Origin of the sequence: Sporosarcina thermotolerans (genome assembly GCF_042658975.1) — a bacterium.
Classification (GTDB): Bacteria; Bacillota; Bacilli; order Bacillales_A; family Planococcaceae; genus Sporosarcina; species Sporosarcina thermotolerans.
The window spans coordinates 293,260-319,835 of the sequence record NZ_JBHSRM010000013.1; the positions used below are offsets into that span (position 1 = coordinate 293,260).

A 26,576-nucleotide genomic window follows, 5' to 3' on the forward strand; every position below is an offset into this window, starting at 1 on the left:
GGTGCTTTTTTTATTCAACCGTGAGTACTTTCGGTCTTCTATATTCCTCCAACACAGCCTCTAACTCCAACAAAAAAACCACCTTTGCTGATTTATATTTCATCAGTAAAAGTAGTTTTCATATCGTTTGATATACGGAAATTCATAAGTTGGAGCAAAATAAACCGGGTAGCATAAATGCTTGTCTTCTCTAATTTTGCATAAAAAAGAAGAGAAAATGAAAAGAAGAAATCAAATAATAACATAACATGTAAATGTCTATCTACTTTCAGCCCACTTTACAACTGCTATCTCCAAAAAAGATTGTTGCTATATTATCAATACTCCATCCTTTTCAATTGCTTAGAGTTTTAAACAACCACATTCTATGATACTCGAAGTGACCCACAATAGAATCATCAAGTATGCCTATAAGTTTTTCACTTACTGTTTCTTTTTCCGAATCAGTTAATTTCAGTTCATTTAGAAACACGAAGATATGTTTAAAAGACTCTTATTTCTCATTGTTTTTTCCGTAAACCCTTTTGCTAAACAATGGTAACGATATTCCTCCAATACATCTTCCAAATTCAACAAAAAAACCACCGCTCCGGTTTATCTTTCACCAGAAAAAGTGGTTAGTTTGTATTCATAAAGAAAGATTAAGCACAAAATGTGATTTTAGGAAGAATGATAACCTATACAACAATGTAACAGGCAATAATTTATAAGAACCATTAGCGAGCATTTGTTGATACGCTCACAAACTGCGTTAACTCAACAATTTTTGCTTACTTGTCCAATTATTTCTTATCGCTCATTTTGTTCATCTGATTCATCATTTGATTAATCTTCTTTTGTGAAGGTTTTTGTCCCATCTGCATCATCATCATACGTAACATTTGCTCATTAATCGGCGGGTTCTCTTTCAAATATTTCATCATATATTGGCGTGCGATGAAAAATCCGAGGGCCACACCAGCAATTAATGCAACGACTGCAATAAGGATTACCCAAGTCGTGCCCATTCGCTATTCCCTCCTTCACTTCCCTTAATTCAGGTTTACTCTACCAAGATGGATTATACAACAAAGGGATGGGAGATAGCAATGACTGGCACCAAAATTATTCCATGAATACCTACAGTTTCTTACTAAAAAAGGATTGTCCCTTCTGTCATCAACCGGTTATCCTGTTTAATCGGCTTTAGCCATCCCCATTCTCCACGCTCGTCCATCACCGCAAAAAACCGATCGTCTGATCCGGATAATGCAACAAACAAATCAAGATCCAGCATTCTTGACCCATCGCAATAAGCTTGAAGAGAATAAGGAGTTAGTGAAATGTGAATGGATCCTTTCATCGGGTGGGATAGCTTATATTCACCATCATCACTTTCCACTTTTGTAAAACTTTTTCCCAAGTTACCGAGGATTGCCTGGTCAATCGTTGATTCTTCAATTTCATCACATAGGTATTTCACTTCCTGCAAAGGTTGCTGCTGCTCATAATCCTTTAACAAATTGTAAAGAAGCCCTTCTCTTCCAAGTATGAATGATTGATATCTCTTTTTCACTTTATAGATATCATAAGTCCTCATGACGGCCACCTCCTTATTTCATATAATACCTCAACTTATGTGAAAAGTTTGTCAAAATGCGTTAAAAAAAGGCACTATTATTGTCGGATGTTTCCAAATAGTGAATTTAGTCGACAAAAAACGCTTCGGGGCAAAATTTATTCTTTACCCGAAGCGTTAAATTAATTATTTCGATAAAATGTCTTTCATTTGCTGAACAACGTTTTCTTCTGTGAAACCATATTCCGCAATAACCTTTTCACCTGGTGCACTTGCTCCAAACATATCGATTGCAAGGCTCGCACCTTCGTCTCCGACATATTTATGCCAGCCGAGGGAAACACCCATTTCGAGAGATAGACGTTTCTTAACTGCCTTCGGTAAGACACTTTCCTTATAGGCTTCGTCTTGTTCTTCAAAAAGGTCCCATGAAGGCATAGATACAACAGCCACATCGATCCCTTCTTCGCGAAGTTTTGTTTGTGCAGAAACAGCAAGGTTAACTTCAGATCCAGTTGCGATCAATATACCATCCGCCAAATCCTTTTCTGAAGGCGAAACTGTATAGGCACCGCGTTTCACTCCGTCCATAGCAAGTTCTTGGGATTTTTCCAATACATCCAAGTTTTGACGCGAAAGGACTAAAACTGTCGGTTTGTTTTTAGACGTCACTGCAATATGCCATGCCGCAGATGTCTCATTACCATCAGCTGGTCGAATGACAGTCAAGTTAGGCATTGCACGCAACGATGCAAGGTGCTCGACTGGTTCATGTGTCGGACCGTCTTCCCCAACAGCAACGCTGTCGTGAGTAAATACGTATGTTACAGGCACGCCCATGAGTGCCGATAATCTGATTGCAGGGCGCACGTAATCACTGAATACAAAGAACGTACCGCCGAACACATTCACTCCACCGTGGAGAGCCATTCCGTTCAATGCAGTACCCATTGCAAATTCACGGACGCCGAACCAGATATTTCGTCCTGAGAAATCCCCAGGAAGGAAATCACCTGCTCCTTTAATTGTAGTCTTGTTTGATCCCGCTAGGTCAGCACTTCCTCCGAAGAAAGAAGGTACCGCTTTAGCGATTGCATTGATTGCGTCTCCTGAAGCGGATCGTGTAGCATGGGACGAGCCAACTTCATATTTCGGCATTACATCTTGCAGCCCTTCAGGCATCTTACCTTCAATCGCAGCTTTAAATTGTTTGGCAAGATCTTCATGGGAGCTTTCATACTGTGCGAACAATTCATTCCATTGTTCCTCTTTTTTAACACCCAATTCATCTGTTGCTGCTTTAAATGCTTCATAGACTCCTTCAGGTACACAGAAATCCTCTTCGTAAGTCCATTTATAGTATTCTTTGGTAAGCTTCATTTCATCCTCACCAAGTGGTGCACCATGAACATCAGATTTTCCGGATTTATTCGGAGAACCGTATCCAATGACAGTCTTGACTTCAATGATTGTAGGACCGCCACTATTGCCCTTAGCTTCTTCAATCGCTTTAGAAACAAGGCCAGTATTATTTCCGTCATCGACACGGAAATAATTCCATCCGTATGATTCGAATCGTTTTCGTATGTTTTCAGAGAATGACTTATCAAGGTCACCATCCAAGGAAATGTCATTGCTATCGTAAAGGACAATCAATTTATCTAACTGAAGATGTCCTGCTAAGGAAATGGCTTCTGCAGCTACACCTTCCATTAGATCGCCATCTCCACAGAGTGCAAATGTATGATGGTCGACAATGTCAAAATTAGGACGGTTATAAACAGCTGCCAAATGTTTTTCAGCCATGGCCATTCCAACTGCCATACCAATCCCTTGTCCAAGTGGTCCAGTTGTAGCTTCCACACCGACTGTATGGCCGTATTCAGGATGACCAGGTGTTTTGGAGCCCCATTGTCTAAAATTCTTCAATTCGTCCATTGGCAAGCCATAACCGCTGAGATGGAGCAGGCTATATAACAGCATTGACCCATGTCCCGCTGATAGAACGAAACGGTCCCTATTGAACCAATCCGGATTTGAAGGGTTATGATGCATATGCTTCGTCCAAAGTGTATAAGCCATCGGAGCTGCCCCCATTGGCAAACCTGGGTGCCCGGAATTAGCTTTCTCAATTGCATCGATGGACAATGTTCGGATTGTGTTAATTGCTAACTGATCAATCTTTTCGGTCATTAATTAGACATCCTTTCCCGACTTTCTCTTATCTTCATTATTACCTTCTATAGTGTAGTCAAAATAGGGATGAATTACAATCCACGATATGTGACTCTATATGGTTATTAGTTCAAATACTTATTTGTTCGTGCATCTTTCACTTTTTGGGGTGTTACATCTTTTCCTTCCGGATCGATCACTTTAACATGTTCAATTGTATCACGCATGGATGAACGGAAAGTTTCTAGGTACTCTTTCCGTAATTGAGTCTGTTCTTTTGCCTCTTCAATCGATAATCCTATTGTCTTCGATTTTTTAGATAGCTCATTGATTCGTTTTATCTTATCTGGTGTTAACATCAAATTCCTCCAATAATAGTACTTAAATAAAAGCGTTTCGCGCTTTATTATACTTTGAAGGTATACAAAAAAAGCAGGAAGTGCAACCAATCAGCCTTCCTGCTTCATTTCATATTCCTTATATCTTCGATGTACCGTTGCTTTACTAATATCGTGACCAAGCCCCCTCAGTACACTCGCAATCTCTTCAAACGTTAAACCTTTTGTTCGCAGCGATACAATTTCCTCTAACGGGACGTCTATTCTTTCCCGTCCTTCAAGGTTACCTTTATTCTTTAAGTTTTTTTCGGGTCTATAGCCTTCCCGAACTGCCCTTTTCATACCTCTTCTGATTTTGGCATTATGTAATTTACGTTGATACTCCTCAACAATCGCAAGAATCTCAAGGAGCATTGTATCCATTTCGTTCAATTTCAATGCCCCGTTGTCATGATTCGTAATAATCATTGTATTTGTTTTAGCCAATAAATGAAGAATGGCGACCCTTGCATTACCCCTGCCAAGTCTCGTCTCATCCTGAATAAGGACAGCGTCCACTTTCTCATCTTTGATAAAATCCAATAAATTAAGCAGGCCCTCACGATCCATATCATAGCCGCTATGTTTTTCCTTAAAAACCTGTAATGTTTTCAACCCAAGACTGTTGGACAGTTTGACTAATTCTTCTTCCTGCCTTGATAAGGAGGTTTCCTGCGCTTCTTTGTCTGTGCTAACTCTGCAATAGATAACACAAGTCTTTAATTCATCTGCCATTATTTTCCCCCTGCCATTTCAACAAGCTTATCATCGATTGATATAGGAGCGGGTACAGGCAATTTAAGTTTTTCTCCGGTTTTAATCATTGAAGTCTCTAAATTATTGAGCACCATCACCTCATCAATCCATCTATGCGTTCGTTTATTTTCCGAAAAATCTTGTGCTAATCCCCATAACGTATCACCATCGTTAACCGTAATCTCAATGAATGTATTTCTTTTTGACTCTTTTATCACCCCTGCAATAGTGAAAGCTGTGCAAAGAAATACTATTAATAGGATATAGCCGTATTTTTGAAATAAAGACATGATTTATACCTCCAGGAATATATGTTCGGAATACTTGTTCCCATTATAAGATAAGTATTTTTAGAAGTCAACAAAACATTCGAACCTTTGTTTGCTAACGACCCGAACACCTGTTATACTATTCTTAAGCAATAAAACGGACGCGGGATACCAATCGCGAATATCCTAACTATTTATTTTCTGGAGGGGCGGAAAAATGAAGAAAATTTCAAAACGACAGCAGGATATATTATCATTCATTAAAGAAGAGGTTAAAATCAAAGGGTATCCCCCTTCCGTACGGGAGATCGGGGAAGCAGTAGGATTAGCATCCAGTTCAACTGTTCACGGGCACTTGGCACGTCTAGAAAGCAAGGGTTTCATACGTAGGGACCCCACTAAACCACGTGCAATAGAGGTATTGGATCCTGAAGGTCTCGAAGCTATGAAGTCCGGAGTAGTACATGTACCTCTCGTTGGTAAGGTAACTGCCGGCCTTCCGATAACTGCGATTGAAAATATCGAAGAGTATTTCCCATTGCCAGATTCATACGGAACTGCTGATGAAAATCTATTCATGTTAGAAATTGTCGGCAGCAGTATGATTGATGCTGGAATATTGAATGGTGACTATGTAGTTGTTAAACAACAACAAACAGCTAATAATGGTGAGATTGTTGTTGCCATGACGGAAGAAGATGAGGCAACTGTGAAGAGATTTTTCAAGGAAAAAGATTATTTCCGTTTACAGCCTGAAAACGAATCAATGGAACCAATTATCGTAAATAATGTTTCCATTCTTGGTAAAGTCGTAGGCGTATACCGACAAATCCATTAATAAAAAGAGGGAGTCCCAGTCTAATAGCCTTGACGGGGACTCCCTCTTTTTATTTTCTTTCAATCAATTTATCTTCAAATAATTTCTCTACAGAGGACATGACAGCAGCCTTTACGTGTTCGTACGTTAATCCACCTTGGACGTATGCAGTATAAGGAGGTCTAATCGGGCCATCAGCTGTTAGTTCTATACTCGAACCTTGTATGAATGTGCCTGCAGCCATGATCACATCATCGGAATAACCTGGCATATATGATGGTTCTGGCGCATAATGTGCGTTTATTGGAGAATTTTCTTGAATGGTTCTGCAGAATGCAATCATTTGATCTGCATTACTAAAGTTAACTGATTGGATCAAATCTGTTCGCTTGTTCGTATAATGCGGAGTTGTGTCAAATCCGAAACTTTCAAGGAATGCCGCAGTGAAAAGCGCTCCTTTTACAGCTTGGCTTACGACGTGCGGGGCGAGGAAGAAACCTTGGTACATTTCGAGTAATGTATCAAGTGATGCTCCTGCTTCTGCACCTATTCCCGGAGAAGTCATTCGATAGGCACATTTTTTCACAAGATCCTCACGACCCGCAATATAGCCACCAGTTCTTGCAAGTCCCCCACCCGGATTTTTAATGAGTGAACCTGCCATTAAATCAGCCCCAACTTCGGTTGGCTCTGTCGTTTCCACGAATTCACCATAACAATTATCAACAAATACAATTATTTCGGAGTCAATCGATTTAATAAACCGTACCATTTCCTCAATTTCACTTATACTAAAGGAAGGACGGTCTGAATAACCTTTCGAACGCTGAATTCCAACCATTCTTGTCTTGCTATGAATGTTCTTTTTCACTTCTTCAAAATTAACCGATCCATCGTTGTTCAAGTCGATATGCTTATAGGAGATACCAAAATCATTTAACGAACCCGTATCCTCTCCATGACCAGTTACAATCGAGTCAAGAGTGTCATATGGTTTCCCTGTTATGTATAGGAGTTCATCCCCTGGTCTAAGTATACCGAATAAGCTGAGCGATATAGCATGTGTTCCTGAAATAATCTGATTGCGAACAAGGCATGATTCAGCTCCAAATACATCTGCATACACTTGTTCAAGTACATCACGACCACTATCATCATAGCCGTATCCAGTGGAACCGGTTAAATGAAAATCACTGACCATGTTCTTTCGGAAAGCCGACAGAACCTTCCTTTGATTGAAAAACGCTATCTTTTCAACTTCTTTAAAATATGGAGTAAGTTTTAGTTCAGCCTCTTCAGCCCTTGAATCAATTTCAGTTGTAAATTCGTGAATCCTCATTGTTTTATCCTCTTTCCTACTAATAGTCACCTCATTATATTATCAGTCTGACGGTAGAGGTCAATGAGAAAGAAAAAAGAACAGGATGTATGCCCCCTGTTCTTTGGTCTATTAGTTATTCTTCATCCTTCAAAAGAACCGGTTTTGCAGGTACGTAAGTTGAAATCGCATGCTTGTAAATCAATTGTTGCTTACCATCGGATTCAAGTAGAACGGTGTAATTATCATATGATTTGATAAGACCTTTTAATTGAAAACCGTTCAGCAGAAAAACAGTGACAAATGTATTGTTTTTCCTTAAAGAATTCAAAAACACTTCTTGCATATTACCTTGTGACATACACCCCAGCCTCCAATTACTTCTATATTTCTATTGCTCTTTTACTTATTCGATTCGATTCGATTAAAATCCTTTAAAATTATTAAAATTCCCTCAACATTTTTTTTCGTATCTAAAAGGGCATCCACCCAAAAAATATCCATTTTATTTCTAAAATAGGTCATTTGCCGTTTTGCATAATGACGTGTATTTTGTTTTATTAAGGCAACAGCATCATCAAACGACAATTTCCCCTCTAAATACTGATGAATTTCTTTATATCCGATTGCCTGGACTGATTGAACATCGCGGATTCCCTTATTCCATAAAGCACTCGCTTCGTCCAGTAATCCTTCCTCCATCATTTGATCTACCCTTCGATTGATTCTATCATAGAGGACTTCACGATCCATATCCATTCCAATGATCACATGATCATATACAGGGACGCGTCCCTTTCCTTTTTCATGTTCGTTTTTGGTCTTGCCTGTAACTTCAATAATTTCTAACGCACGTATTAGTCTTCTGTGATTATTCGGATGAATTTTTTCTGCACTATTGGGATCTAATGTAAGTAGACGATTGTACAAGCGTTCTGGCCCGCCGTCAGTAGTTAATTCATCTTCGAGGGCCGTCCTGACAGTTTCATCGGAAGCCTCATCCGTAAATCTGAAATCGAATAGGACAGACTGAATATATAGTCCAGTGCCTCCAACGATAATTGGTTGCTTTCCCCTTTTCAAAATATCATCGATACAGTTCCTGACTGCATATTGGTATTCAGCAACAGAAAATGACTCCGAAGGCCCTTTCACATCAAATAAATGATGAGGAATTCCATCTTTTTCTTCTTCTTTTATTTTTGCTGTTCCGATATCCAAACCTTTATATACTTGCATTGCGTCCCCATTAATTATTTCTCCGTCCAACATTTTGGCAAGCTCAATACTTAATGCAGTTTTGCCTGATGCTGTGGGACCGACGATCGCTATTACTTTAATTTCATTTTTCATTTTTATCGATCCAGCCTTTTATAAAATCATATACTTCTTCACGATTTACTTCTTGTAACATTTCATGTCGGCCGCCTTCGTACAGCATGACAGTTACATTTTGTAGTCCCTCATTTACAAGTTGACGTGCAACCTTCCATATACCTTTCCCTTGTTCACCAACAGGATCTTGTAAACCCGATAGTAGCAAAATGGGCAAGTTTGCAGGTGTTTGACGGATTAGTCCTCGATTATGGATTTTGGATATCCCATTAAAGAGTTCAAGGAAAAAACCAGTCGATGGCACAAAGCCACAAAGTGGATCATTAATATACTCTTCTACAGTTTCTCTCCTTGAAGACAGCCAATCAAGGGGAGTTTCCGGAGATACAACTGAATTTTTAAAGGCGCCAAATACTAATTTATTGATAAAGTAATCCTGTTTTTCAAAATCTGTTACTTGCCCCTTCAATTTCGCAAGAGCTTGTCCTCCAAGTCGACTCACCCTTGAATCCGACGCAGTTCCCGAACAAATCATTAAATCCAATTCGATCCCGAACATTTGTGCATATCTTCTTGCAATAAAAGATCCCATACTATGACCTAAAAGTATGAAACGCGGTGCTTGAAACTTACTCTTAAAATAATTTGCAACTTCAAATGCATCCTCAACGATGCAATCGAATCCGACGGAAAGACCAAAGGATCCCAATTTGCCATTCAATTGGGCAGTTTGGCCATGCCCGCGATGATCATGGCCAGAAACAGCAAATCCATTTGCAACAAGATAATGGATGAAATCCTTATACCTTCCAATATGTTCTGCCATCCCATGAAGGAGATGAATATGTGCGATTGGATGACTTGCGGGCTCCGCATAGATTGAATGGATGGTAAAACCATCGTTCATTTCCAATTGAATTTCATTCAATTTTGCTCTCCTCCAGTTCAATGCTTGAACACTCTTGCAGCCTCGACAGCTTTTTTCCACCCTGTATAAAGTGCCTCTTGCGTTTCAGGTTCCATTTTAGGCGAGTAGGTCCTTTCTTTCGCCCATAACGCCTCAACCTTTTCCTTCGATTCAAAAAATCCAGTCGCAAGCCCCGCGAGATACGCAGCACCTAATGCGGTCGTTTCTAAAAATGCCGACTGCTCTACTTCTATTTGCAATAGATCACTTTGAAACTGCATAAGGAACGTGTTGGCGACCGCGCCACCATCAACTCGTAAGATATTTATCTTTTTCTCGGCGTCTTTTTCCATAGTCAACAGGACATCATTTGTTTGGTAGGCTAATGATTCAACCGTAGCCCTGATGAAATGCTCTTTTTCAGTGCCGCGTGTTAGTCCGAAAACTGCCCCTCTTGCATCGGAATCCCAATATGGGGTGCCAAGCCCAACAAACGCTGGAACAACATAGACACCATCAGTCGATGCGATTCGTGTCGAATAGGTCTCAGAATCCTCTGCTTTCTGAATCATCCTCATGCCATCCCTTAGCCATTGGATGGCAGATCCAGCAACGAAAACGCTGCCTTCTAACGCATAGGTCACTTTCCCATCTATTCCCCATGCTATCGTTGTAAGTAAACCATTTTTGGATTGGACAGGTTTTTCACCAGTGTTCAGCAACATGAAGCAACCCGTGCCATACGTATTCTTTGCCATTCCCTCATGGAAGCATGCCTGCCCGAATAAAGCGCATTGCTGATCACCCGCAGCACCCGCGATTGGTACTTCTGCTCCAAAAAAAACCGATGGCGCTGTATGTGCATATATTTCAGACGACCCTTTGACTTCAGGTAACATATTCATCGGAATATCTAACAAGTCACATAAGTCTTTATCCCAAGCAAGTTCATTTATATTAAAGAGCATTGTCCTAGACGCGTTGGAATAATCAGTGACATGGACTTTACCGTTAGAAAGCTTCCAGATGAGGAATGAATCAATTGTGCCGAAAAGCAATTCACCTTTTCGGGCACGTTCTCTCGCACCATCAACTTCATCCAAAATCCATTTCACTTTCGTTCCAGAAAAATAAGGATCCAATTGCAATCCTGTCTTTTCACGAATGCTTTCTTCAATACCCTTTTCACGAAGCTCTTCAACAATCCGTTGGGTTTGCCGGGATTGCCAAACAATTGCATTATAGATGGGTTGGCCCGTATTCTTATCCCAAATGACTGTCGTTTCCCGTTGATTTGTAATACCGATTCCGTCAATATCCTCCGGCTGATGCCCACTTTCCGTAAGAACTGAAGCAATGACGGACAGCACCGAACCCCAAATTTCATTAGCATTATGCTCAACCCAACCTGGCTTAGGGAATATCTGACTGAACTCCCTTTGTGCCAAATGAACAATTTTACCTTCTTTATTAAAAAGAATTGCCCTTGTGCTAGTCGTTCCCTGGTCGATGGCTAAAATGAATTTCCCCATTCCCTACTCCACTCCCCTTGTTTCAACTGAAATTCACATTACTCTTTTGAACATTTTCTCTATCTCATATGTTGAAAAGTGAACAAGTACTGGCCGTCCATGCGGACATGTATATGGGTTTTCGGCATGTGATAAGTCTGATAGTAATTTTTCCATATCATTAAACGATAGATGATGATTAGCTTTTATCGATTTCTTACAACTCATCATAATGGCCGTTTCTTCTCGGAGCTTTCCTATATCGGTTTTCCTTGTCGTTAAAACTTGTTCAATCAGCTCTTCGATAAGAGATGTAACTTCTCCTGCTGGAAACCAAGCCGGGTATTCTTTCACTGTATAGGAAGACGGTCCAAATTCCTCAAGGAAAACACCGACCTCATGCATTGCTTCCATGTTTTCTTCAAGTTTCACTTTTTCATTACCAGAATAATGGAATATGAGTGGCATCAAGAGCATTTGCCTTTCATCTACTTCAACTTTACTCAATTTATCTCTAAAGAATTCATATTTTATGCGTTCCTGGGCGGCATGCTGGTCAATCATGTAAAAACCATCTTCATTTTGTGCGATTATATAAGTACCGTGAACTTGACCGACGGGAACAAGTGAAGGGAACCTCTTTTCCGGTTCTTCTATTTTCACACTAATAGGTTCTTCTTCATGCTCTTCCATTACTTTTTCCGGCTGTACAGTGTTTATTGTTTCAGTTGGAGTGGGCGGAACATAAACGGTTTGGGCGGGAAACGTTTCTTCAACAACTACCGGGCTCTTTTGTTCAACTTCTCGTTCTACCTCTTTCCTAACTGGCGAAATACCGCTCCATATCGTTGTTTGTTCTGATTGTATTTTTGTGACAGGTTCTTTTTTAACGGCATTCGGAACGATTATAGATAGTTTGACTGCATCACGGACTGCAGATTTAATGATTGAAAGTAATTCGCCCTCTTTGCTAATACGGATATGCTGTTTGGAGGGGTGGACGTTTACATCGGTAAGAAACGGATCGCTTTCTACATTTATGACAGCGATCGGATACCGTCCAATTGGCAAGTATGTATGCATGCCATCAAGGACGGCCTGGTTTACCGCATAGCTTTTTACCCATCTACCGTTCACAATAAGAGTCATATAATTTTTAGAAGCCCTTGTCATCTCGGGTAATGTGATAAAGCCGTTCACTTTGAAATCGGCGTTCTCTCCACTGAAGGGGACCATTTTTCGCGCTACCGCCATGCCGTATATATCATTCAACACTCTTCTTTGGTCCCCACTACCGGTCGTTTGAAGGATCAACTGGCTATGATGGGATAGTTTAAAAGCAATATGCGGATGGCTTAAGGCTAGTCGGTTCACAAGATCAATTGTATGACCAAGTTCAGTCTGTATCGTTTTCATATACTTCAATCTTGCAGGTGTGTTGTAGAAAAGTTGTGCAATCGTCATGTCTGTCCCTTTTCTGAAGGCTGCATCCGATTGATCTAAAACAACACCGCCATCAATTTGCACTTTTGTCCCTTCCGTTTCGCCATCAGATGTCCAAAGGCTGATTTTTGAAACGGAAGCGATACTTGCCAGTGCTTCTCCTCTGAATCCGAGGGTTTTGATTCTGAATAAATCATGTTCGTTTGAAATCTTGCTTGTTGCGTGACGTTCAAATGCGAGGACGGCGTCATGTCGGGACATCCCTTTCCCATTATCAGTTACTCGTATGGAGGTGAGACCAGCTTCTTCTAATGCGATTTCAATTGATGTACTGTGTGCATCGATTGAGTTTTCGACGAGTTCTTTGACGATTGAGGCGGGTCTTTCTACGACTTCACCTGCTGCAATTTTGTTTGATAATGAATCATCCATTACTGAAATGATGTCCATTGCAATCCCTCCTCGTTGCTTAATTGAATCTATTTTTAACTATTTTTAAGTTCTTTTTGCCAATCCATGATTAGATGCATTGCTTGCATTGGGGTTAGGTTCAGTAGGTCAGTATGCTCCAATGCGTCGAGTACTGATTTATCTTTTTCTGTCATCTGATCAGATTCATCGGGCAAGTCGAAGAACGACAGTTGTGTTGCACTTGTCTCATTATTCATTGTCTGTTCACTTTCGAAGTTGTCCAATAGCTCCTTGGCACGGATTACGATTGAATCCGGAAGGCCGGCAAGTTGTGCAACATGAATCCCATAGCTTTTATCCGCTGCTCCAGCCATCACTTTATGAAGAAAGACGACTCTCCCTTCTCGTTCCATCGCTGCAACATGGACATTCACTAAACGATTCAAGTTCTCATTGAGTTTTGTCAGCTCGTGATAATGGGTGGAGAATAGTGTATTGGCGCCAATTTCATCATGGATGAACTCCATCATTGCTTGGGCAAGTGACATTCCGTCGTACGTTGATGTTCCCCGACCTATTTCATCGAATAGAAGAAGGCTTTTTTCCGTGGCATTTGCAATGGCATATCTAGATTCCATCATTTCCATCATGAATGTGCTCTGCCCTGAAGCAAGGTCGTCTGCTGCACCTATTCTTGTAAATATCTGATCGGTAACTGGTAGTTTAGCGAACTCGCATGGTACATAACAGCCGATTTGCGCCATAATAACCGTCAAAGCAACTTGTCGCATGAATGTACTTTTACCTGACATGTTTGGACCGGTGATTAACAACATATTGGCGTCTTCTGCCAATACACAGCTATTCGGTACATATAGTGACTGATCCATCATTTTCTCAACAACGGGATGACGACCATTTTTAATTTCTAAGGCTCGTCCATTATGGAATTGCGGTCTTGTATATCGATATTTTTCCGAAACTGTTGCAAAAGAAAGAAGTACATCTAATTCAGATAATACGCTTGCTAACTTTTGCACTTTCCGTATATGGCTTTTCATCTCATCGCGAACATTGCAGAATAAGGTATATTCGAGATCCTGTCCTTCAGCTTCCGCATTTAATATTAAATCTTCCTTCTCTTTTAGCTCAGAAGTGATATAACGCTCCGCATTGGCAAGTGTTTGCTTTCGTTCATATCTTGTTAAATCAGCGAGATGAATATTAGACTTTGTAATTTCGATATAATAGCCAAATATGCGATTGTACCCAATCTTCAATGACTTAATGCCAGTTCGTTCACGTTCATCTCGTTCGAGTCCAGCTAACCATTCCTTACCGTTTCTTGAGGCGTCCCGATACTGATCCAATTTTTCATTAAAGCCGTCTTTAATGATGCCGCCTTCTTTAACCGATAGAGGTGGGTTTTCTGCGACGGAAGCTTCCAATAATTGCAGGGCTTCTTCACATGTATCAAGTCGTTCAGAAAAGCGTTGGAGCCGTTCGTGACCTGATTGGAATAGTGCGTTTTTCAAATTAGGAATGCACCTAAGTGAATTTCTTAATTGAGCCAAGTCCCTTCCGCTTGCGTTGCCCATGGAAATCCGACCTGATAGCCGTTCAAGATCATAAACTTCTTTCAACGATGTCTTCAATTCATCCCGTAGAAAGTAATCATCTATTAAATCGGTTACAAGCTCTAACCTGTCTTCGATTGCAGACTTGTCCGCAAGTGGCTGGTGAATCCATATTCTTAATTTCCTTGCGCCCATAGCAGTGGAGGTTTCATCCAACAACCAGAATAGCGTGCCTTCTTTACTTCCATTACGTATAGACTTAATCAGTTCCAAATTCCGCATCGAGTTTGCGTCAATGGAAAGTTTATCTGTCTTTTGTATGTAATCGAATGGGCGTAAATGATCGAGGCTGGATTTTTGAGTACGTTTGAGATAAGATAGGAGAATTTCGCATGCTTCCATCATCTCAGAAGGAATTTCGGACTGCGTTGCAATTCCGCCTTTTTCTCCTTCTCCATTTTCCATTGAAAGAACGATATCCCTTTTTGCCATGCCTTCATTTAAGGTAATATGTAGACGTTCACGGACAACGATTTCCTTCATGCCTAACGCTTCGATTTCACTAATTAGAGTTCTTTCATCACCCGAAACAAATTCCACTTTACCTTCCCCTGTTGCAAGGTCGACATAAGCAAGTGCATACCGACCATCCTCTAATTGATCTGCCGCTCCGATGAAGTGATTCGCATTTGCATCGATCGTCTTACCTTCTGTGATTGTACCTGGTGTTATCACTTTCACGACTTCTCGCTTTACAATTCCTTTAGCTGCTCTTGGATCTTCGGTTTGTTCACAGATTGCAACTTTATGACCTTTTTGCACAAGTGTTTCGATATATCCTTCTGCGGAGTGATATGGAATTCCACACATTGGTATTTTATCCGCACTACCACCGTCTCTGCTTGTTAATGTGATTTCAAGGATGTTTGATGCTTCAATTGCGTCGTTGAAAAACATCTCATAGAAGTCACCGAGACGGAAAAATAGAAAGGCATCTTCATATTCGGCTTTCACATTTAGGTATTGTTTTATCATCGGTGTATATGTTGTCATTTTAAACCTCACTGTATCTACGTTTTCCCCTATTATATCAAAACTAACCCTATCACAGTAACAAAGCTCAAAAGACAATTAATTTCATATAAAACAAAAAAAGCCGGATGCTTCTTCCGGCTTAGAATGGTCGTGAATCTTTTCCTCTGTCTTCCTGATGATTATCTTCCGCTTTGAAACTTGGTTTGTGATCATGACCCTCATGAGAGGATGACTCATCGGAGATAGCCCACTCCTCTTCAAACTGGTGAGGATGGATTGTAATGGCCACTTTTGTTTCCCCAATGACTTCTGCAACCAATTCCCTTTCAACTTTAACAAGGAATTTTTCACCATCTTCAGAGATAAGTGCTTCAGTACAATTTGGATGTTGGACCACGTTGACAATAATTTCTTCCTGGCCAGATACCGGCTCATCACGGTAATGAATTCTAATTCGATCCTTATACGGAACGGTTTCGGAATAGACAGAAGTCTTTGAGTGGTCATGATGCGAATACCATACATTCACATCAAATTTGCCAGTAACTTCGATGTATTTGCCCACTTTTTTCGCCTGATGTGTGTGGTTAATCACCCAACAGCCCAAAATACTGGATGGATTATTCGGTGGCCTAAGTGTTACAGTCGATTCCGTGCGCTTTCTCCCTTTCGCGATAACAGTCTTCGTCACAATTTGCCGTATGTTTTTCAGTTCTCTTCCTCCTTCATTGACTTCTACCTATCCTATGCAACACGAGCCCAGAAAGTGAAAAAAACCGATAAGGAATTATTTATCCTCGTCGGTTTTTTTATCATTCGGTTACTTGGCGTCATTCGCTTTTGTTATCATCCAGCTGCGGGTGGCAGCTGCTCGGGTCATAAGTCAGTTCTGCTGTACGGCAAAGAACGCCGTTTCGCGCCTGCATGGATGCAGGTGTGCAGTCGTTGCGACAGGACGTCGCGCACTTAGACTGCCTTCCACTGCCTTATGCCTATCGCAGCTAACCGCCACCCTCCGCTTTTGTTATGATCCAGCTGCGGGTGGCAGCTGCTCGGGTCATAAGTCAATTCTGCTGTACGGCAAAGAACGCCGTTTCGCAGATCTGTCTTATGCCTGTCGCAGCTAACCGCCACCCTCCGCTTTTGTTATCATCCAGCTGCGGGTGGCAGCTGCTCGGGTCATAAGTCAGTTCTGCTGTACGGCAAAGGACGCCGTTTCGCAGATCTGCCTTATGCCTGTCGCAGCTAACCGCCACCCTCCGCTTTTGTTATGACAATGGTTTTGGTTTTGTGTTTTCAACGTAGGAACCAGTCTTGCCTCCACGGACATCGCCGCCAGTGGATTCAATGATTTCATCCGTCACGCTGTTTGAAATCGTATTTGAGACCAATTGAAGAAGGTCATTAACTTCAACTTGGGATTGTTTAAATTCCTGAACAATCGGCACTTCATCAATTTCCTCTTGAATTTTTTCGATTTTCCCTTCGATGATTTCAAGGGCACGTGCTTTTTCATACATTTGGAAATTTACAGCTTGTGTTTGTAATGATCTTAAGCTTGCAATTTTCTCACGAATCTTTTGGTTTTCATTGATTTGTTCTTCTGCACGTTTGAAAAATTCAACTTGTTCAGTGTTAGCGATCATATGGGCAATTTCACGTGCTTTTTCAATGATCTCTTCTTTTGTATATAGTTTTTCCATTATGACATCACCTTATCCTCTTCTACAACGCCGATAAATTCGCCGTCGAGTGACCATGTTTTGGCCTCTGTAATTTTCACGTTGACTATTTCACCAATGACAGAACGTGGAGCTCTGAAATTCACAAGTTTATTCTTTTCGGTATACCCCGCGAGAACATCAGGGTTCCTTTTACTTTCACCTTCAACAAGCACTTTAACCACTTTGCCATCATACGGCTTCATTGCTTCAGCCGACATTTCATTCACCAATTTATTAAGACGTTGAAGCCTTTCTTTCTTCACTTCCATCGGAATATTATCCACCATTTTTGCAGCTGGAGTTCCTTCGCGTGGTGAATAAATATACGTATAGGCCATTTCAAATCCGACTTCTTTGTATAAAGAAAGTGTTTCCTCGAATTGCTCATCTGTTTCGTTAGGGAAACCGACAATAATATCAGTTGTTAGCGTTACATTAGGAATGGCTTTTTTAATTTTCCCTACAAGTTCCAAGTATTGCTCCCGTGAGTATTTACGCGCCATGATTTTCAAAATATCACTGGATCCTGATTGGACAGGTAAGTGGATATGGTCAAGTAAGTTGCCACCTTTTGCAAGCACTTCGATTAAATGATCATCGAAGTCTCGGGGATGGCTCGTTGTAAAACGGATTCTTGGGATGTTTATCTTTCGAAGATCATCCATCAAGTCACCCAGCCGGTAATCCAAGTCCTCAAAGTCTTTCCCGTAAGCGTTAACGTTTTGACCAAGAAGCATAATTTCCTTGTATCCATGTGCAGCAAGCTGTCTTACTTCTTGAATAATGTCCTGAGGACGTCTGCTTCGTTCTTTCCCTCTAGTGTAAGGGACGATGCAATATGTACAGAACTTATCACAGCCATACATGATGTTTACCCAGGCTTTAATATTGCCGTGGCGTACTTTTGGAAGGTTTTCAATAATGTCCCCTTCTTTAGACCAAACCTCGACAACCATCTCTTTAGACATATATGCCTCGTGTAGGATATTCGGTAATCTATGGATGTTATGCGTACCGAATATCATATCTACTTGATCGTAGGTTCGAAGAATCTTATTGACGACCGATTCCTCCTGAGACATACATCCACACACGCCAATAAGCATGTCCGGACGCTCAAGTTTCAACGGCTTCAAATGACCCAACTCACCAAACACCTTGTTTTCCGCATTTTCCCGAATCGCACAAGTATTCAGTAGAACGACATCTGCGTCTTCAACTGTATTTGTCGATTCATATCCTAAACTTGTGAATATACCGGCCATCACTTCTGTATCATGTTCATTCATCTGACAGCCATATGTACGGATATAAAATTTACGACCTTTCCCCATGCCTAAAAAACGTTCGTCAATTTTGAAATCATCATGATAAGCGATTTCTTCCTTCCCACGTTTCTTTGCATTTTTCAAGGAAGGTGGTGTATAGACAGTCTCAAAATATTTACTATAGTCTTTTTCCGCAGCAACGGTCGATTTCACAAGCCCCGATTGCAGACGTTGCTCTTCATTCATAAATAACTTCCCCTTTCTTCAAACCTTGTGGGAATTGTATAGACTCGACTACATTATACATGAAGTTCTTTATAGTTTGAAGTGACGGGTTTGTGATTTATGGAAATCCTGTAGATTTAGGCAACCGTGTGACATTATAGTCTAAATGGGAAAAAATGAAGCCCATGGAACGAATGCTTCCGTGGGCTTCAGATAATGATTATTATCGTTTTCGTTTTTCAACGAGCAGCTTTAATGCTGTTCGTCCCTCGCCATTAATTTCAATATCAGTAAATGCTGGTGCGCATACGAGGTCGCTTCCGCTTGGGGCGACAAAACCACGAGCAATTGCAACTGCTTTAATAGCCTGATTCAAAGCACCTGCACCTACCGCCTGCATTTCCGCATACCCTTGATCTCTGATGACCGCTACAAGTGCTCCTGCGACAGAATTCGGATTAGAGCGGGATGATACTTTCAATGGACTCACCATGTTTCCTCCTTGTTTTCACGATGTCTATGGAATGTATTTATCCATAAGTCATCTTATGAAAAGAAGGAGATGATTAGACGCAACTCATGCTTCGAATACATGATCGTCGTTGATCATGATGCGCTCAATCGATAGTGCCTTTCCAGTTTGGTCGTCTAATTCTACGAAAAGACCATTCAATTGACTACGCCCTTTTTTGGGAACTTCAAAACGGACCGGTAGATTTGTTTTAAAACGATAAATAACATCCTCTTTTTTCATTCCCAATATTTCATCATAAGGGCCTGTCATTCCTGCGTCCGTTAAGTATGCGGTTCCTCCAGGGAGAATGCGGTCATCAGCTGTTTGGACATGTGTATGGGTTCCAACCACAACAGATGCTTTACCATCGAGATGCCATCCCATTGCAATTTTTTCACTCGTTGCCTCAGCATGGAAATCAACGAATATAAGTGGAGAAATTTTAGTTGCCTCTTCTATCAACTGCTCGGCTTTTTCAAAAGGATCAGAATGTGGTGGTAAAAATGTACGTCCATGTAAATTTATTACTGAAAGTGTCACACCGTTTTTCGTAATGTTGGTCATCCCCCTACCAGGTGCCTCATCTGAAAAATTCGCCGGACGAATTAAATAATCGGTGTCATCGATGAAATCATAGATCTCTTTTTGATCCCAAGTGTGATTTCCCATTGTTACCACATCAACGCCCGAACGTAGAAGATCGTCGAAAATAGCTTTAGTGATTCCTCTGCCCGATGCAGCATTTTCTCCATTTGCGATGATTACGTCCGCCTGGTACTTCCTTTTTAAACGTGCGATATAGTTAAACACCATATCTCTGCCGATTGATCCAACAATATCGCCTATAAATACTACCTTCATAAATTTATACCTCTTCCTTTGTGAAGATGACAAAAAAAACACTCCTGCACCATAATGGACAGGAGTCATTTCACATCATTTTGCATATTCGACAGCACGTGTCTCCCGGATCACAGTCACTTTGATATGACCTGGATAATCGAGCTCTTCTTCAATTCTTTTACGTATATCCCTTGCCAATCGATGGGCTGTTATATCATCGATCTGATCAGGACGTACAATAATTCGGACTTCGCGTCCCGCTTGAATTGCGAATGATTTCTCGACTCCATCATATGATTCCGATATCTCTTCGAGTTTTTGCAGTCTGCGAATGTAGTTCTCAAGAGTTTCACTTCTCGCACCCGGTCTAGCAGCAGATAATGCATCAGCAGCCGCAACCAATACTGCAATGACCGAAGTAGCCTCTTCATCACCATGATGGGAAGCAATACTGTTGATTACAACAGGATGTTCTTTGTACTTTGTAGCTAATTCTACTCCGATTTGGACGTGGCTTCCTTCAACTTCATGATCAATTGCTTTACCAATATCGTGAAGGAGTCCTGCACGCCTTGCCAACGTAACATCTTCGCCAACTTCCGCAGCTAAGAGTCCAGCAAGATAAGCAACCTCAACGGAATGCTTCAGGACATTTTGTCCATAGCTTGTACGGAAATGCAAACGTCCAAGGATTTTGATAAGATCCGGGTGAAGGTTATGGACACCCACGTCGAAAGTGGTTTGTTCACCTTTTTCGCGGATCAATTCATCCACTTCCCGTCTTGACTTATCTACCATCTCTTCAATCCGGGCCGGATGGATCCTGCCATCTTGTACGAGTTTTTCAAGTGCAAGTCGCGCGGTTTCACGGCGGACAGGATCGAATCCTGATAGGATGACTGCTTCAGGTGTGTCATCGATAATCAGATCGATACCAGTCAATGTTTCCAAAGTTCTGATATTGCGGCCTTCCCTTCCGATGATTCGTCCTTTCATTTCATCGTTCGGCAAGTTCACTACAGATACAGTCGTTTCTGCGACATGATCTGCGGCGAAACGTTGTAATGCAAGAGAAAGGATTTCACGTGCTTTCTTTTCTGATTCCTCTTTAGCACGTTGCTCCGATTCTTTCGTCATTACAGCAATATCCGTGGAAAGTTCCTTCTCAACATCGTCAAGGATAATTCGTTTCGCTTCATCCCTGGTGAGTGCCGAGATTCTTTCAAGTTCCGTCTGTTGGACGGCAACAAGATCTTCCGCCTTGCGTTCCATTTGTTCAATATGCTGTTGTCTACTGGAAAGCGCATCTTCTTTACGCTCCAGTCCCGCTTCTCTTTTATTGAGAGCATCATCCTTGCGGTCAAGATTTTCTTCCCGTTGTAAAAGGCGGTTTTCCTGCTTCTGCAATTCCGCTCTTCTTTCACGGACTTCTGATTCCGCTTCAATTCTCAGTTTGTGATTTTCATCTTTGGCTTCTAAAAGTGCCTCTTTTTTCAAAGCTTCTGCTTCACGTCTTGCATCTTCGATGATTTGTTCTGCAGAGTTTTTGGCACCCGTCACTCTTGATTCATTCACCTTTTTGATAACTAAATAGATAACAACTGCACCGACGAATAGACCTACCAAAGCGGAGATGATGTTTATAATGATGTCTGGCATCCAGGTCACCTCCTCCTGCTATTCTTTTCGTTTTCAGTCGGCCCGTATATCAACATTCAACATACTGCCATAATGATTTCATTGGTGTGAAATTATACAATTCTAATTGTATCTATGAAAAATTAACATGTCAAGGATTGTAAACAAAAGCGGAGGGGGGCGGTTAGCTGCGACAGGCATAAGGCGGATTCGTGAAACGGCGATCTTTGCCGTGTAGCGAAGCTGACTTATGACCCGAGCAGCTGCCCCCAGGAGCTGGATGTAAACAAAAGCAGAGGGCGACGCTTAGGCCCGACAAGCGCTGGAAGACAAGCCGGAAAGGCGATCTTTGCCTTTTTGGCTTGTCTGAAGTGACTCGAGGGCCTGGCGACCGAAGCTGGATGATAACAAAAGCGGAGGGGGGCGGTTAGCTGCGACAGGCATAAGGCGGATTCGTGAAACGGCGATCTTTGCCGTGTAGCGAAGCTGACTTATGACCCGAGCAGCTGCCCCCAGGAGCTGGATGTAAACAAAAGCGGAGGGCGACGCTTAGGCCCGACAAGCGCTGGAAGACAAGGCGGAAAGGCGCCCTTTGCCTTTTTGGCTTGTCTGAAGCGACTCGAGGGCCTGGCGACCGAAGCTGGATGATAACAAAAGCGGAGGGGGGCGGTTAGCTGCGACAGGCATAAGGCGGATTCGTGAAACGGCGATCTTTGCCGTGTAGCGAAGCTGACTTATGACCCGAGCAGCTGCCCCCCGGAGCTGGATGATAACAAAAGCGGAGAGCGATGCTAAGGCACCAAAAAACAAAAAAGCTAACTTGCACAAAGGCATGTCAGCTTTTTCGTATTATTTTTTTTCTTCAAGGAATAATTCAAGTTCTTCATCTTCCTCTTCGTCATGGCCTGCAATTACATAATTAGCAGCAGCCATTCCGTATGAACCACGAATCTTGTTCGCAATTTCAGCACGGATATCTGGGTTTTCCCGAAGGAACTGTTTCGCATTCTCACGGCCTTGTCCAACGCGTTCCCCTTCATAGGAATACCATGCACCGCTCTTTTGTACAATTTCCAGTTCTGCACCAATGTCGATAATCTCGCCTTCCCTTGAGATACCTTCTCCGTACATAATATCCACTTCTGCAGTGCGGAACGGTGGAGCGACTTTGTTTTTCACGACACGAACGCGCGTTTTGTTACCTACGATATCATTTCCTTGCTTGATTGCTTCTCCACGGCGTACTTCAAGACGGACAGAAGAATAGAACTTCAGTGCCCGGCCGCCAGGTGTTACTTCAGGGTTACCGAACATGACACCGACCTTTTCACGAATCTGGTTAATGAAAACGGCGATTGTTTTCGATTTGTTGATTGCTCCAGACAGTTTACGAAGCGCTTGTGACATAAGACGTGCTTGCAAACCGATATGTGAATCACCCATCTCCCCTTCAATTTCCGCCTTTGGTACCAATGCGGCAACGGAGTCAACGACGATGATGTCAACTGCTCCACTTCGTACAAGTGCTTCAGCAATTTCCAGCGCCTGTTCGCCGGTGTCCGGCTGGGATAAAAGCAATTCGTCAATATTGACGCCTAATTTTCGGGCATAAATTGGATCCAACGCATGCTCGGCATCAATAAACGCTGCTTGTCCACCTGCTGCTTGGACTTCCGCTATTGCATGAAGTGCTACAGTCGTTTTACCCGAGCTCTCAGGTCCATAGATTTCAATGACACGGCCCCTTGGATAGCCTCCTACCCCTAATGCCGCATCTAACGCAAGTGAACCGGTTGAAGATGTGGAAACTTGCAGGTCTGTCTTCTCCCCCAATTTCATGACGGAGCCTTTCCCGAATTGTTTCTCGATTTGTTTCAAGGCTTGATCCAAAGCCGCTTTACGATCGCTCAAAATGATTCCTCCCCTTAAAGGTCCTGTTCTGTTGTTCTTTTTCTTCCTGTCTCTACTATACTCCTTTTATGAGAAATACTCAATAAAAAGTCGAACGCTTATTCGATTTATTTTCCCGAAAGTCATTTTTAAATGAGAATACATAGGTAAAAATCATTTTTAATTGAGAATTTCAGTCCAAAATCTTATTTTCAACTATTCTCTTTTTCAATTCTTTTATTAAATAGTAGAGTGCATATTGAGAGGCACGACGACGGTTTGTATTTCGAGTGCCTGATAAATCAAGTTTAAATGTCTTTACATCGCCATCCTGAAGAGCAATACCTATCCAAACCGTCCCTACAGGTTTTCCATCGTGAGGATCGGGTCCGGCGGCACCTGTTAATCCGACCCCTATATCAGAACCGAATTTTAGTTTCGCACTTCTGGCAAGTGCTTCCGCGCATTCAGAGCTAACAACTCCATACTCCTTAAGCAATGAACGTGAAACGCCAAGCTGTTCAACTTTCATGTCGTCATTGTAGACAACAACTCCGCCCTTCAAAGAGGAACTGATTCCAGATTCACCTGCCAACTCGGACATGAATTGTCCTGCGGTCAGACTTTCAGCTGCCGCAATAGTCAATTGGGCCTTTTTTAACAGATCTGCTGCTTTTGATGATAATGTATCATTATTGATTCCGAATATAAATTCTCCGACAAGATCACGGATCTCCTTTTCAACAGGAGCGATCAATTTCTCCGCCTCATCAGTAGAAAGTGCTTTTGCCGTTATTCGAAGAATGACTGCATCTTGGGATGCTAGTGGCGCGATAGTCGGATTGGATTGTTTTTGTAAGATTCCTTGAACGCGATGCTCAAGCTCTGCTTCTCCAATTCCAAAAAATTTCAAAACACGGGAAACTATGACTTCCTTATTACCTAATGCCCCAAGTAAATAAGGGATAGCTTCTCTTTCAAACATGGGTTCCAATTCATGTGGAGGACCGGGTAATAAAATATAAGATACCCCACTTTTTTCAAGAGCCATACCCGGCGCCATTCCGTTACGATTTTTCAATACAACAGAATCCGCCAAAACGAGTGCCTGCTTTTTATTGTTCTCGGTCATCATTCTACCAGTTCGTAAGAAATAGTCTTCAATTGAAACAAGGGCTTCATTATTCATTTTCAGATGGGTTCCCAACATTTCAGCAATTGTTTCTTTCGTCAGATCATCTTTTGTTGGACCAAGTCCTCCAGAAAAAACTATCAGATCCGCACGCTTTTCTGCGATTCCGATAGCCTTTTTTAATCGATCGGGATTATCCCCTACAACCGTATGATAGTATACATCAATTCCTATTTCGGCAAGACGAGCCGAAATGAATGTGGCATTCGTATTCGTAATTTGACCTAATAGAAGTTCAGAACCTACTGCAATGATTTCCGCCCTCATAATGGTGCCTCCTTACATCGAGTCAAGCAAGACACGACGATTCTTATAAAAGTAATCAGCTCCAGACCAAATGGTGAAAAATAGTGCAATGTACAGCATAATTGAACCAAATGGAATGTTAATCATTTCAAAAAAGATATTGTTCATTAGAAGGAAAGTTATTGCGACTAACTGGGTTGCAGTCTTAATCTTCCCTAACTGCTGGGCTGCGACCACTTCGCCGCCACCTGCCATTATCATCCTTAAACCGGTTACAGCAAACTCCCTGCTAATAATGATGATGACGACCCATGATGCCGCATTCCCTAATTCCACTAAAACGACCAACGCTGCGGATACAAGCAACTTGTCCGCAAGCGGATCAAGGAATTTACCCATATTCGTAACAAGATTATGTTTTCTTGCTAAATGACCATCAAACCAATCCGTCAAACTGGCTATTATGAATATGATTGCCCCTATTAAATGCTCAGTTGGAAGTGTGGTACCCCCTACATTCAATGTTCCCATTCCAAAATCGACAAGCATGAAAATGATAAATATAGGGATTAGAAAAACACGGGAAACCGTAATTTTATTTGGTAAGTTCAACTGTCTCATCCTTCCTAAAAATTAATGCGTTATGTATGGTGAATGAAAATAGTCATCCATATAGATGACTATTTTCATTTCTTATATTCAATGTAAATATTTTGTGGAGATACGTTTGATGAATATTCCAGTTTTTCTTCATTCACGTAGATATTCGCAAAGGATGGTACAGCGACTCGAATTCGGACATACTCGACATCTGAAACATCTAACTCAAGTGTTTCCCCATTTTTCATAACGCGAGCCATCGGTGTCAGTTCCTCTTTCTTTTCGTTCTGAACACCAATCCATGTATCTCCTAATGTATCAATTTTAAGCTTGAATTCATCTGCATCTGTCAGGGAGTATTTAAAATCTGATCCAGTTGTACTTTCATATGCAAGAACCTGTTCTTTAACTACTTCTTCCGGTTCTGGATCCGGCTCCACTGTTTCTTCCTCAATTGGATCATCAACAACTTCTTCTTCAGTATTTCCTGGCGTTTGATTGTTATCCATTGTTACTAGCTTATCTTCAGGCTTTACATCGGTGCCTGTTTGCTTCGATGCCGCTTGTTGCGAAAGAACCCAAACTACAACAATGATTACAATAATGAAAAACGCCACAATGATTTTCGGTATTGTTTCATTCAGACGACTGTTGCCTTTTAAGCCTCGGCTCCTTGTCAGTGGAGGGGCGATGTTTTCTTCTTCGAGATTATCATAATTAGCTGATTCCTTATATAATGTCAACATTTCATCAGCATCCAAACCGACTGCCTCTGAATATTGTTTGATAAACGCACGAACGTAGAAAGCTCCAGGCATCATACTGTAATCTTCATTTTCAATACCGGAAAGGTACCGTTTCTGAATTTTAGTTATGGTTTGCAAATCATCCAATGAGTAGCCTTTCGCAGTTCTTGCTTCCTTTAGACGATCACCTAATCCGGTCAT

Annotated in this window: 24 protein-coding genes; 1 reads left to right on the plus strand and 23 read right to left on the minus strand. The window is 41.6% G+C overall.

The features are described 5' to 3' along the window. Window positions 1-782: 782 nt before the first annotated feature. From ACFPZG_RS09330 to yneA, 6 genes are all read right to left on the minus strand, one after another. Window positions 783-1,007 (minus strand): YneF family protein, encoded by a 225-nt coding sequence (locus tag ACFPZG_RS09330; protein WP_283731772.1) that lies wholly within the window; start codon window positions 1,005-1,007, stop codon window positions 783-785. A gap of 125 nt (window positions 1,008-1,132) precedes the next feature. Then, window positions 1,133-1,579, minus strand: a complete 447-nt coding sequence (gene sirA, locus ACFPZG_RS09335; RefSeq protein ID WP_283731771.1) for a sporulation inhibitor of replication protein SirA — start codon at window positions 1,577-1,579, stop codon at window positions 1,133-1,135. Window positions 1,580-1,744: 165 nt separating this feature from the next. Then, window positions 1,745-3,751: a transketolase gene (tkt, locus tag ACFPZG_RS09340; protein ID WP_317940076.1), complete on the minus strand. Its 2,007-nt coding sequence runs from the start codon at window positions 3,749-3,751 to the stop codon at window positions 1,745-1,747. A 107-nt stretch (window positions 3,752-3,858) separates the two neighbouring features. Further along, entirely contained in the window at window positions 3,859-4,092 is a 234-nt protein-coding gene (locus ACFPZG_RS09345; RefSeq protein ID WP_283731770.1) for a DUF896 domain-containing protein, read from the minus strand. Between the two features lie 90 nt (window positions 4,093-4,182). Continuing rightward, the gene (locus ACFPZG_RS09350; protein ID WP_283731769.1) at window positions 4,183-4,845 is read right to left on the minus strand and encodes a YneB family resolvase-like protein; all 663 of its coding nucleotides are present in this window, start codon (window positions 4,843-4,845) and stop codon (window positions 4,183-4,185) included. Continuing rightward, on the minus strand, window positions 4,845-5,156 hold the full coding sequence (gene yneA / locus ACFPZG_RS09355) for a cell division suppressor protein YneA (protein WP_283731768.1): 312 nt from the start codon (window positions 5,154-5,156) through the stop codon (window positions 4,845-4,847). Before yneA ends, ACFPZG_RS09350 begins: the two co-directional genes overlap by 1 nt. A gap of 196 nt (window positions 5,157-5,352) precedes the next feature. Between yneA and lexA the strand changes: the two genes are divergently transcribed. Beyond that, a complete protein-coding gene (gene lexA / locus ACFPZG_RS09360) occupies window positions 5,353-5,973 on the plus strand; it encodes a transcriptional repressor LexA (RefSeq protein ID WP_283731767.1) in 621 nt (206 codons plus the stop codon). A gap of 49 nt (window positions 5,974-6,022) precedes the next feature. Here the strand turns inward: lexA and ACFPZG_RS09365 are convergent, their stop codons facing one another. From ACFPZG_RS09365 to ACFPZG_RS09445, 17 genes are all read right to left on the minus strand, one after another. Beyond that, entirely contained in the window at window positions 6,023-7,291 is a 1,269-nt protein-coding gene (locus ACFPZG_RS09365) for a methionine gamma-lyase family protein (protein WP_317940077.1), read from the minus strand. Window positions 7,292-7,406: 115 nt separating this feature from the next. Further along, window positions 7,407-7,631 carry an RNA chaperone Hfq gene (gene hfq / locus ACFPZG_RS09370; RefSeq protein WP_283731766.1) on the minus strand — a complete coding sequence of 75 codons (225 nt, stop codon included), beginning with the start codon at window positions 7,629-7,631 and terminating at the stop codon, window positions 7,407-7,409. A gap of 41 nt (window positions 7,632-7,672) precedes the next feature. Then, window positions 7,673-8,623 (minus strand): tRNA (adenosine(37)-N6)-dimethylallyltransferase MiaA, encoded by a 951-nt coding sequence (miaA, locus tag ACFPZG_RS09375; RefSeq protein ID WP_283731765.1) that lies wholly within the window; start codon window positions 8,621-8,623, stop codon window positions 7,673-7,675. Continuing rightward, window positions 8,613-9,533, minus strand: coding sequence for an alpha/beta fold hydrolase (locus tag ACFPZG_RS09380; protein ID WP_317940078.1), 921 nt, complete (start codon window positions 9,531-9,533; stop codon window positions 8,613-8,615). The genes miaA and ACFPZG_RS09380 overlap by 11 nt, the downstream gene beginning before the upstream one ends. 17 nt (window positions 9,534-9,550) lie before the next feature. Beyond that, the gene (glpK, locus tag ACFPZG_RS09385) at window positions 9,551-11,044 is read right to left on the minus strand and encodes a glycerol kinase GlpK (protein WP_317940079.1); all 1,494 of its coding nucleotides are present in this window, start codon (window positions 11,042-11,044) and stop codon (window positions 9,551-9,553) included. 33 nt (window positions 11,045-11,077) lie between these two features. Further along, on the minus strand, window positions 11,078-12,916 hold the full coding sequence (gene mutL / locus ACFPZG_RS09390; protein ID WP_283731764.1) for a DNA mismatch repair endonuclease MutL: 1,839 nt from the start codon (window positions 12,914-12,916) through the stop codon (window positions 11,078-11,080). Window positions 12,917-12,951: 35 nt separating this feature from the next. After that, complete coding sequence (mutS, locus tag ACFPZG_RS09395; protein WP_317940080.1) at window positions 12,952-15,507, minus strand: DNA mismatch repair protein MutS; 2,556 nt, start codon at window positions 15,505-15,507, stop codon at window positions 12,952-12,954. A gap of 121 nt (window positions 15,508-15,628) precedes the next feature. Further along, entirely contained in the window at window positions 15,629-16,180 is a 552-nt protein-coding gene (gene cotE / locus ACFPZG_RS09400; RefSeq protein WP_283731763.1) for an outer spore coat protein CotE, read from the minus strand. 577 nt (window positions 16,181-16,757) lie between these two features. Then, window positions 16,758-17,192, minus strand: a complete 435-nt coding sequence (locus ACFPZG_RS09405; protein WP_283731762.1) for a RicAFT regulatory complex protein RicA family protein — start codon at window positions 17,190-17,192, stop codon at window positions 16,758-16,760. After that, a complete protein-coding gene (miaB, locus tag ACFPZG_RS09410; protein WP_283731761.1) occupies window positions 17,192-18,727 on the minus strand; it encodes a tRNA (N6-isopentenyl adenosine(37)-C2)-methylthiotransferase MiaB in 1,536 nt (511 codons plus the stop codon). The genes ACFPZG_RS09405 and miaB overlap by 1 nt, the downstream gene beginning before the upstream one ends. Window positions 18,728-18,929: 202 nt before the next feature. Then, complete coding sequence (locus ACFPZG_RS09415) at window positions 18,930-19,196, minus strand: stage V sporulation protein S (protein ID WP_283734624.1); 267 nt, start codon at window positions 19,194-19,196, stop codon at window positions 18,930-18,932. 87 nt (window positions 19,197-19,283) lie between these two features. Next, window positions 19,284-20,081, minus strand: coding sequence for a TIGR00282 family metallophosphoesterase (locus tag ACFPZG_RS09420; RefSeq protein ID WP_317940081.1), 798 nt, complete (start codon window positions 20,079-20,081; stop codon window positions 19,284-19,286). 75 nt (window positions 20,082-20,156) lie between these two features. Beyond that, window positions 20,157-21,722, minus strand: coding sequence for a ribonuclease Y (gene rny / locus ACFPZG_RS09425; RefSeq protein ID WP_283731760.1), 1,566 nt, complete (start codon window positions 21,720-21,722; stop codon window positions 20,157-20,159). A gap of 828 nt (window positions 21,723-22,550) precedes the next feature. After that, complete coding sequence (gene recA, locus ACFPZG_RS09430) at window positions 22,551-23,612, minus strand: recombinase RecA (protein ID WP_317940082.1); 1,062 nt, start codon at window positions 23,610-23,612, stop codon at window positions 22,551-22,553. A 172-nt stretch (window positions 23,613-23,784) separates the two neighbouring features. Continuing rightward, window positions 23,785-25,050, minus strand: a complete 1,266-nt coding sequence (locus tag ACFPZG_RS09435; protein WP_317940083.1) for a competence/damage-inducible protein A — start codon at window positions 25,048-25,050, stop codon at window positions 23,785-23,787. A 12-nt stretch (window positions 25,051-25,062) separates the two neighbouring features. After that, entirely contained in the window at window positions 25,063-25,641 is a 579-nt protein-coding gene (pgsA, locus tag ACFPZG_RS09440) for a CDP-diacylglycerol--glycerol-3-phosphate 3-phosphatidyltransferase (RefSeq protein ID WP_283731759.1), read from the minus strand. 74 nt (window positions 25,642-25,715) lie between these two features. After that, the gene (locus ACFPZG_RS09445; RefSeq protein WP_283731758.1) at window positions 25,716-26,576 is read right to left on the minus strand and encodes a helix-turn-helix domain-containing protein; all 861 of its coding nucleotides are present in this window, start codon (window positions 26,574-26,576) and stop codon (window positions 25,716-25,718) included.

Coding starts and splice junctions, on each gene's coding strand:
- ACFPZG_RS09330 (WP_283731772.1), bottom strand. CDS start 1,007: ATGGGCACGACTTGGGTAATCCTTATTGCAGTCGTTGCATTAATTGCT.
- sirA (WP_283731771.1), bottom strand. CDS start 1,579: ATGAGGACTTATGATATCTATAAAGTGAAAAAGAGATATCAATCATTC.
- tkt (WP_317940076.1), bottom strand. CDS start 3,751: ATGACCGAAAAGATTGATCAGTTAGCAATTAACACAATCCGAACATTG.
- ACFPZG_RS09345 (WP_283731770.1), bottom strand. CDS start 4,092: ATGTTAACACCAGATAAGATAAAACGAATCAATGAGCTATCTAAAAAA.
- ACFPZG_RS09350 (WP_283731769.1), bottom strand. CDS start 4,845: ATGGCAGATGAATTAAAGACTTGTGTTATCTATTGCAGAGTTAGCACA.
- yneA (WP_283731768.1), bottom strand. CDS start 5,156: ATGTCTTTATTTCAAAAATACGGCTATATCCTATTAATAGTATTTCTT.
- lexA (WP_283731767.1), top strand. CDS start 5,353: ATGAAGAAAATTTCAAAACGACAGCAGGATATATTATCATTCATTAAA.
- ACFPZG_RS09365 (WP_317940077.1), bottom strand. CDS start 7,291: ATGAGGATTCACGAATTTACAACTGAAATTGATTCAAGGGCTGAAGAG.
- hfq (WP_283731766.1), bottom strand. CDS start 7,631: ATGTCACAAGGTAATATGCAAGAAGTGTTTTTGAATTCTTTAAGGAAA.
- miaA (WP_283731765.1), bottom strand. CDS start 8,623: ATGAAAAATGAAATTAAAGTAATAGCGATCGTCGGTCCCACAGCATCA.
- glpK (WP_317940079.1), bottom strand. CDS start 11,044: ATGGGGAAATTCATTTTAGCCATCGACCAGGGAACGACTAGCACAAGG.
- mutL (WP_283731764.1), bottom strand. CDS start 12,916: ATGGACATCATTTCAGTAATGGATGATTCATTATCAAACAAAATTGCA.
- mutS (WP_317940080.1), bottom strand. CDS start 15,507: ATGACAACATATACACCGATGATAAAACAATACCTAAATGTGAAAGCC.
- ACFPZG_RS09405 (WP_283731762.1), bottom strand. CDS start 17,192: ATGGAAAAACTATATACAAAAGAAGAGATCATTGAAAAAGCACGTGAA.
- miaB (WP_283731761.1), bottom strand. CDS start 18,727: ATGAATGAAGAGCAACGTCTGCAATCGGGGCTTGTGAAATCGACCGTT.
- ACFPZG_RS09420 (WP_317940081.1), bottom strand. CDS start 20,081: ATGAAGGTAGTATTTATAGGCGATATTGTTGGATCAATCGGCAGAGAT.
- rny (WP_283731760.1), bottom strand. CDS start 21,722: ATGCCAGACATCATTATAAACATCATCTCCGCTTTGGTAGGTCTATTC.
- ACFPZG_RS09435 (WP_317940083.1), bottom strand. CDS start 25,050: ATGAGGGCGGAAATCATTGCAGTAGGTTCTGAACTTCTATTAGGTCAA.
- ACFPZG_RS09445 (WP_283731758.1), bottom strand. CDS start 26,576: ATGACCGGATTAGGTGATCGTCTAAAGGAAGCAAGAACTGCGAAAGGC.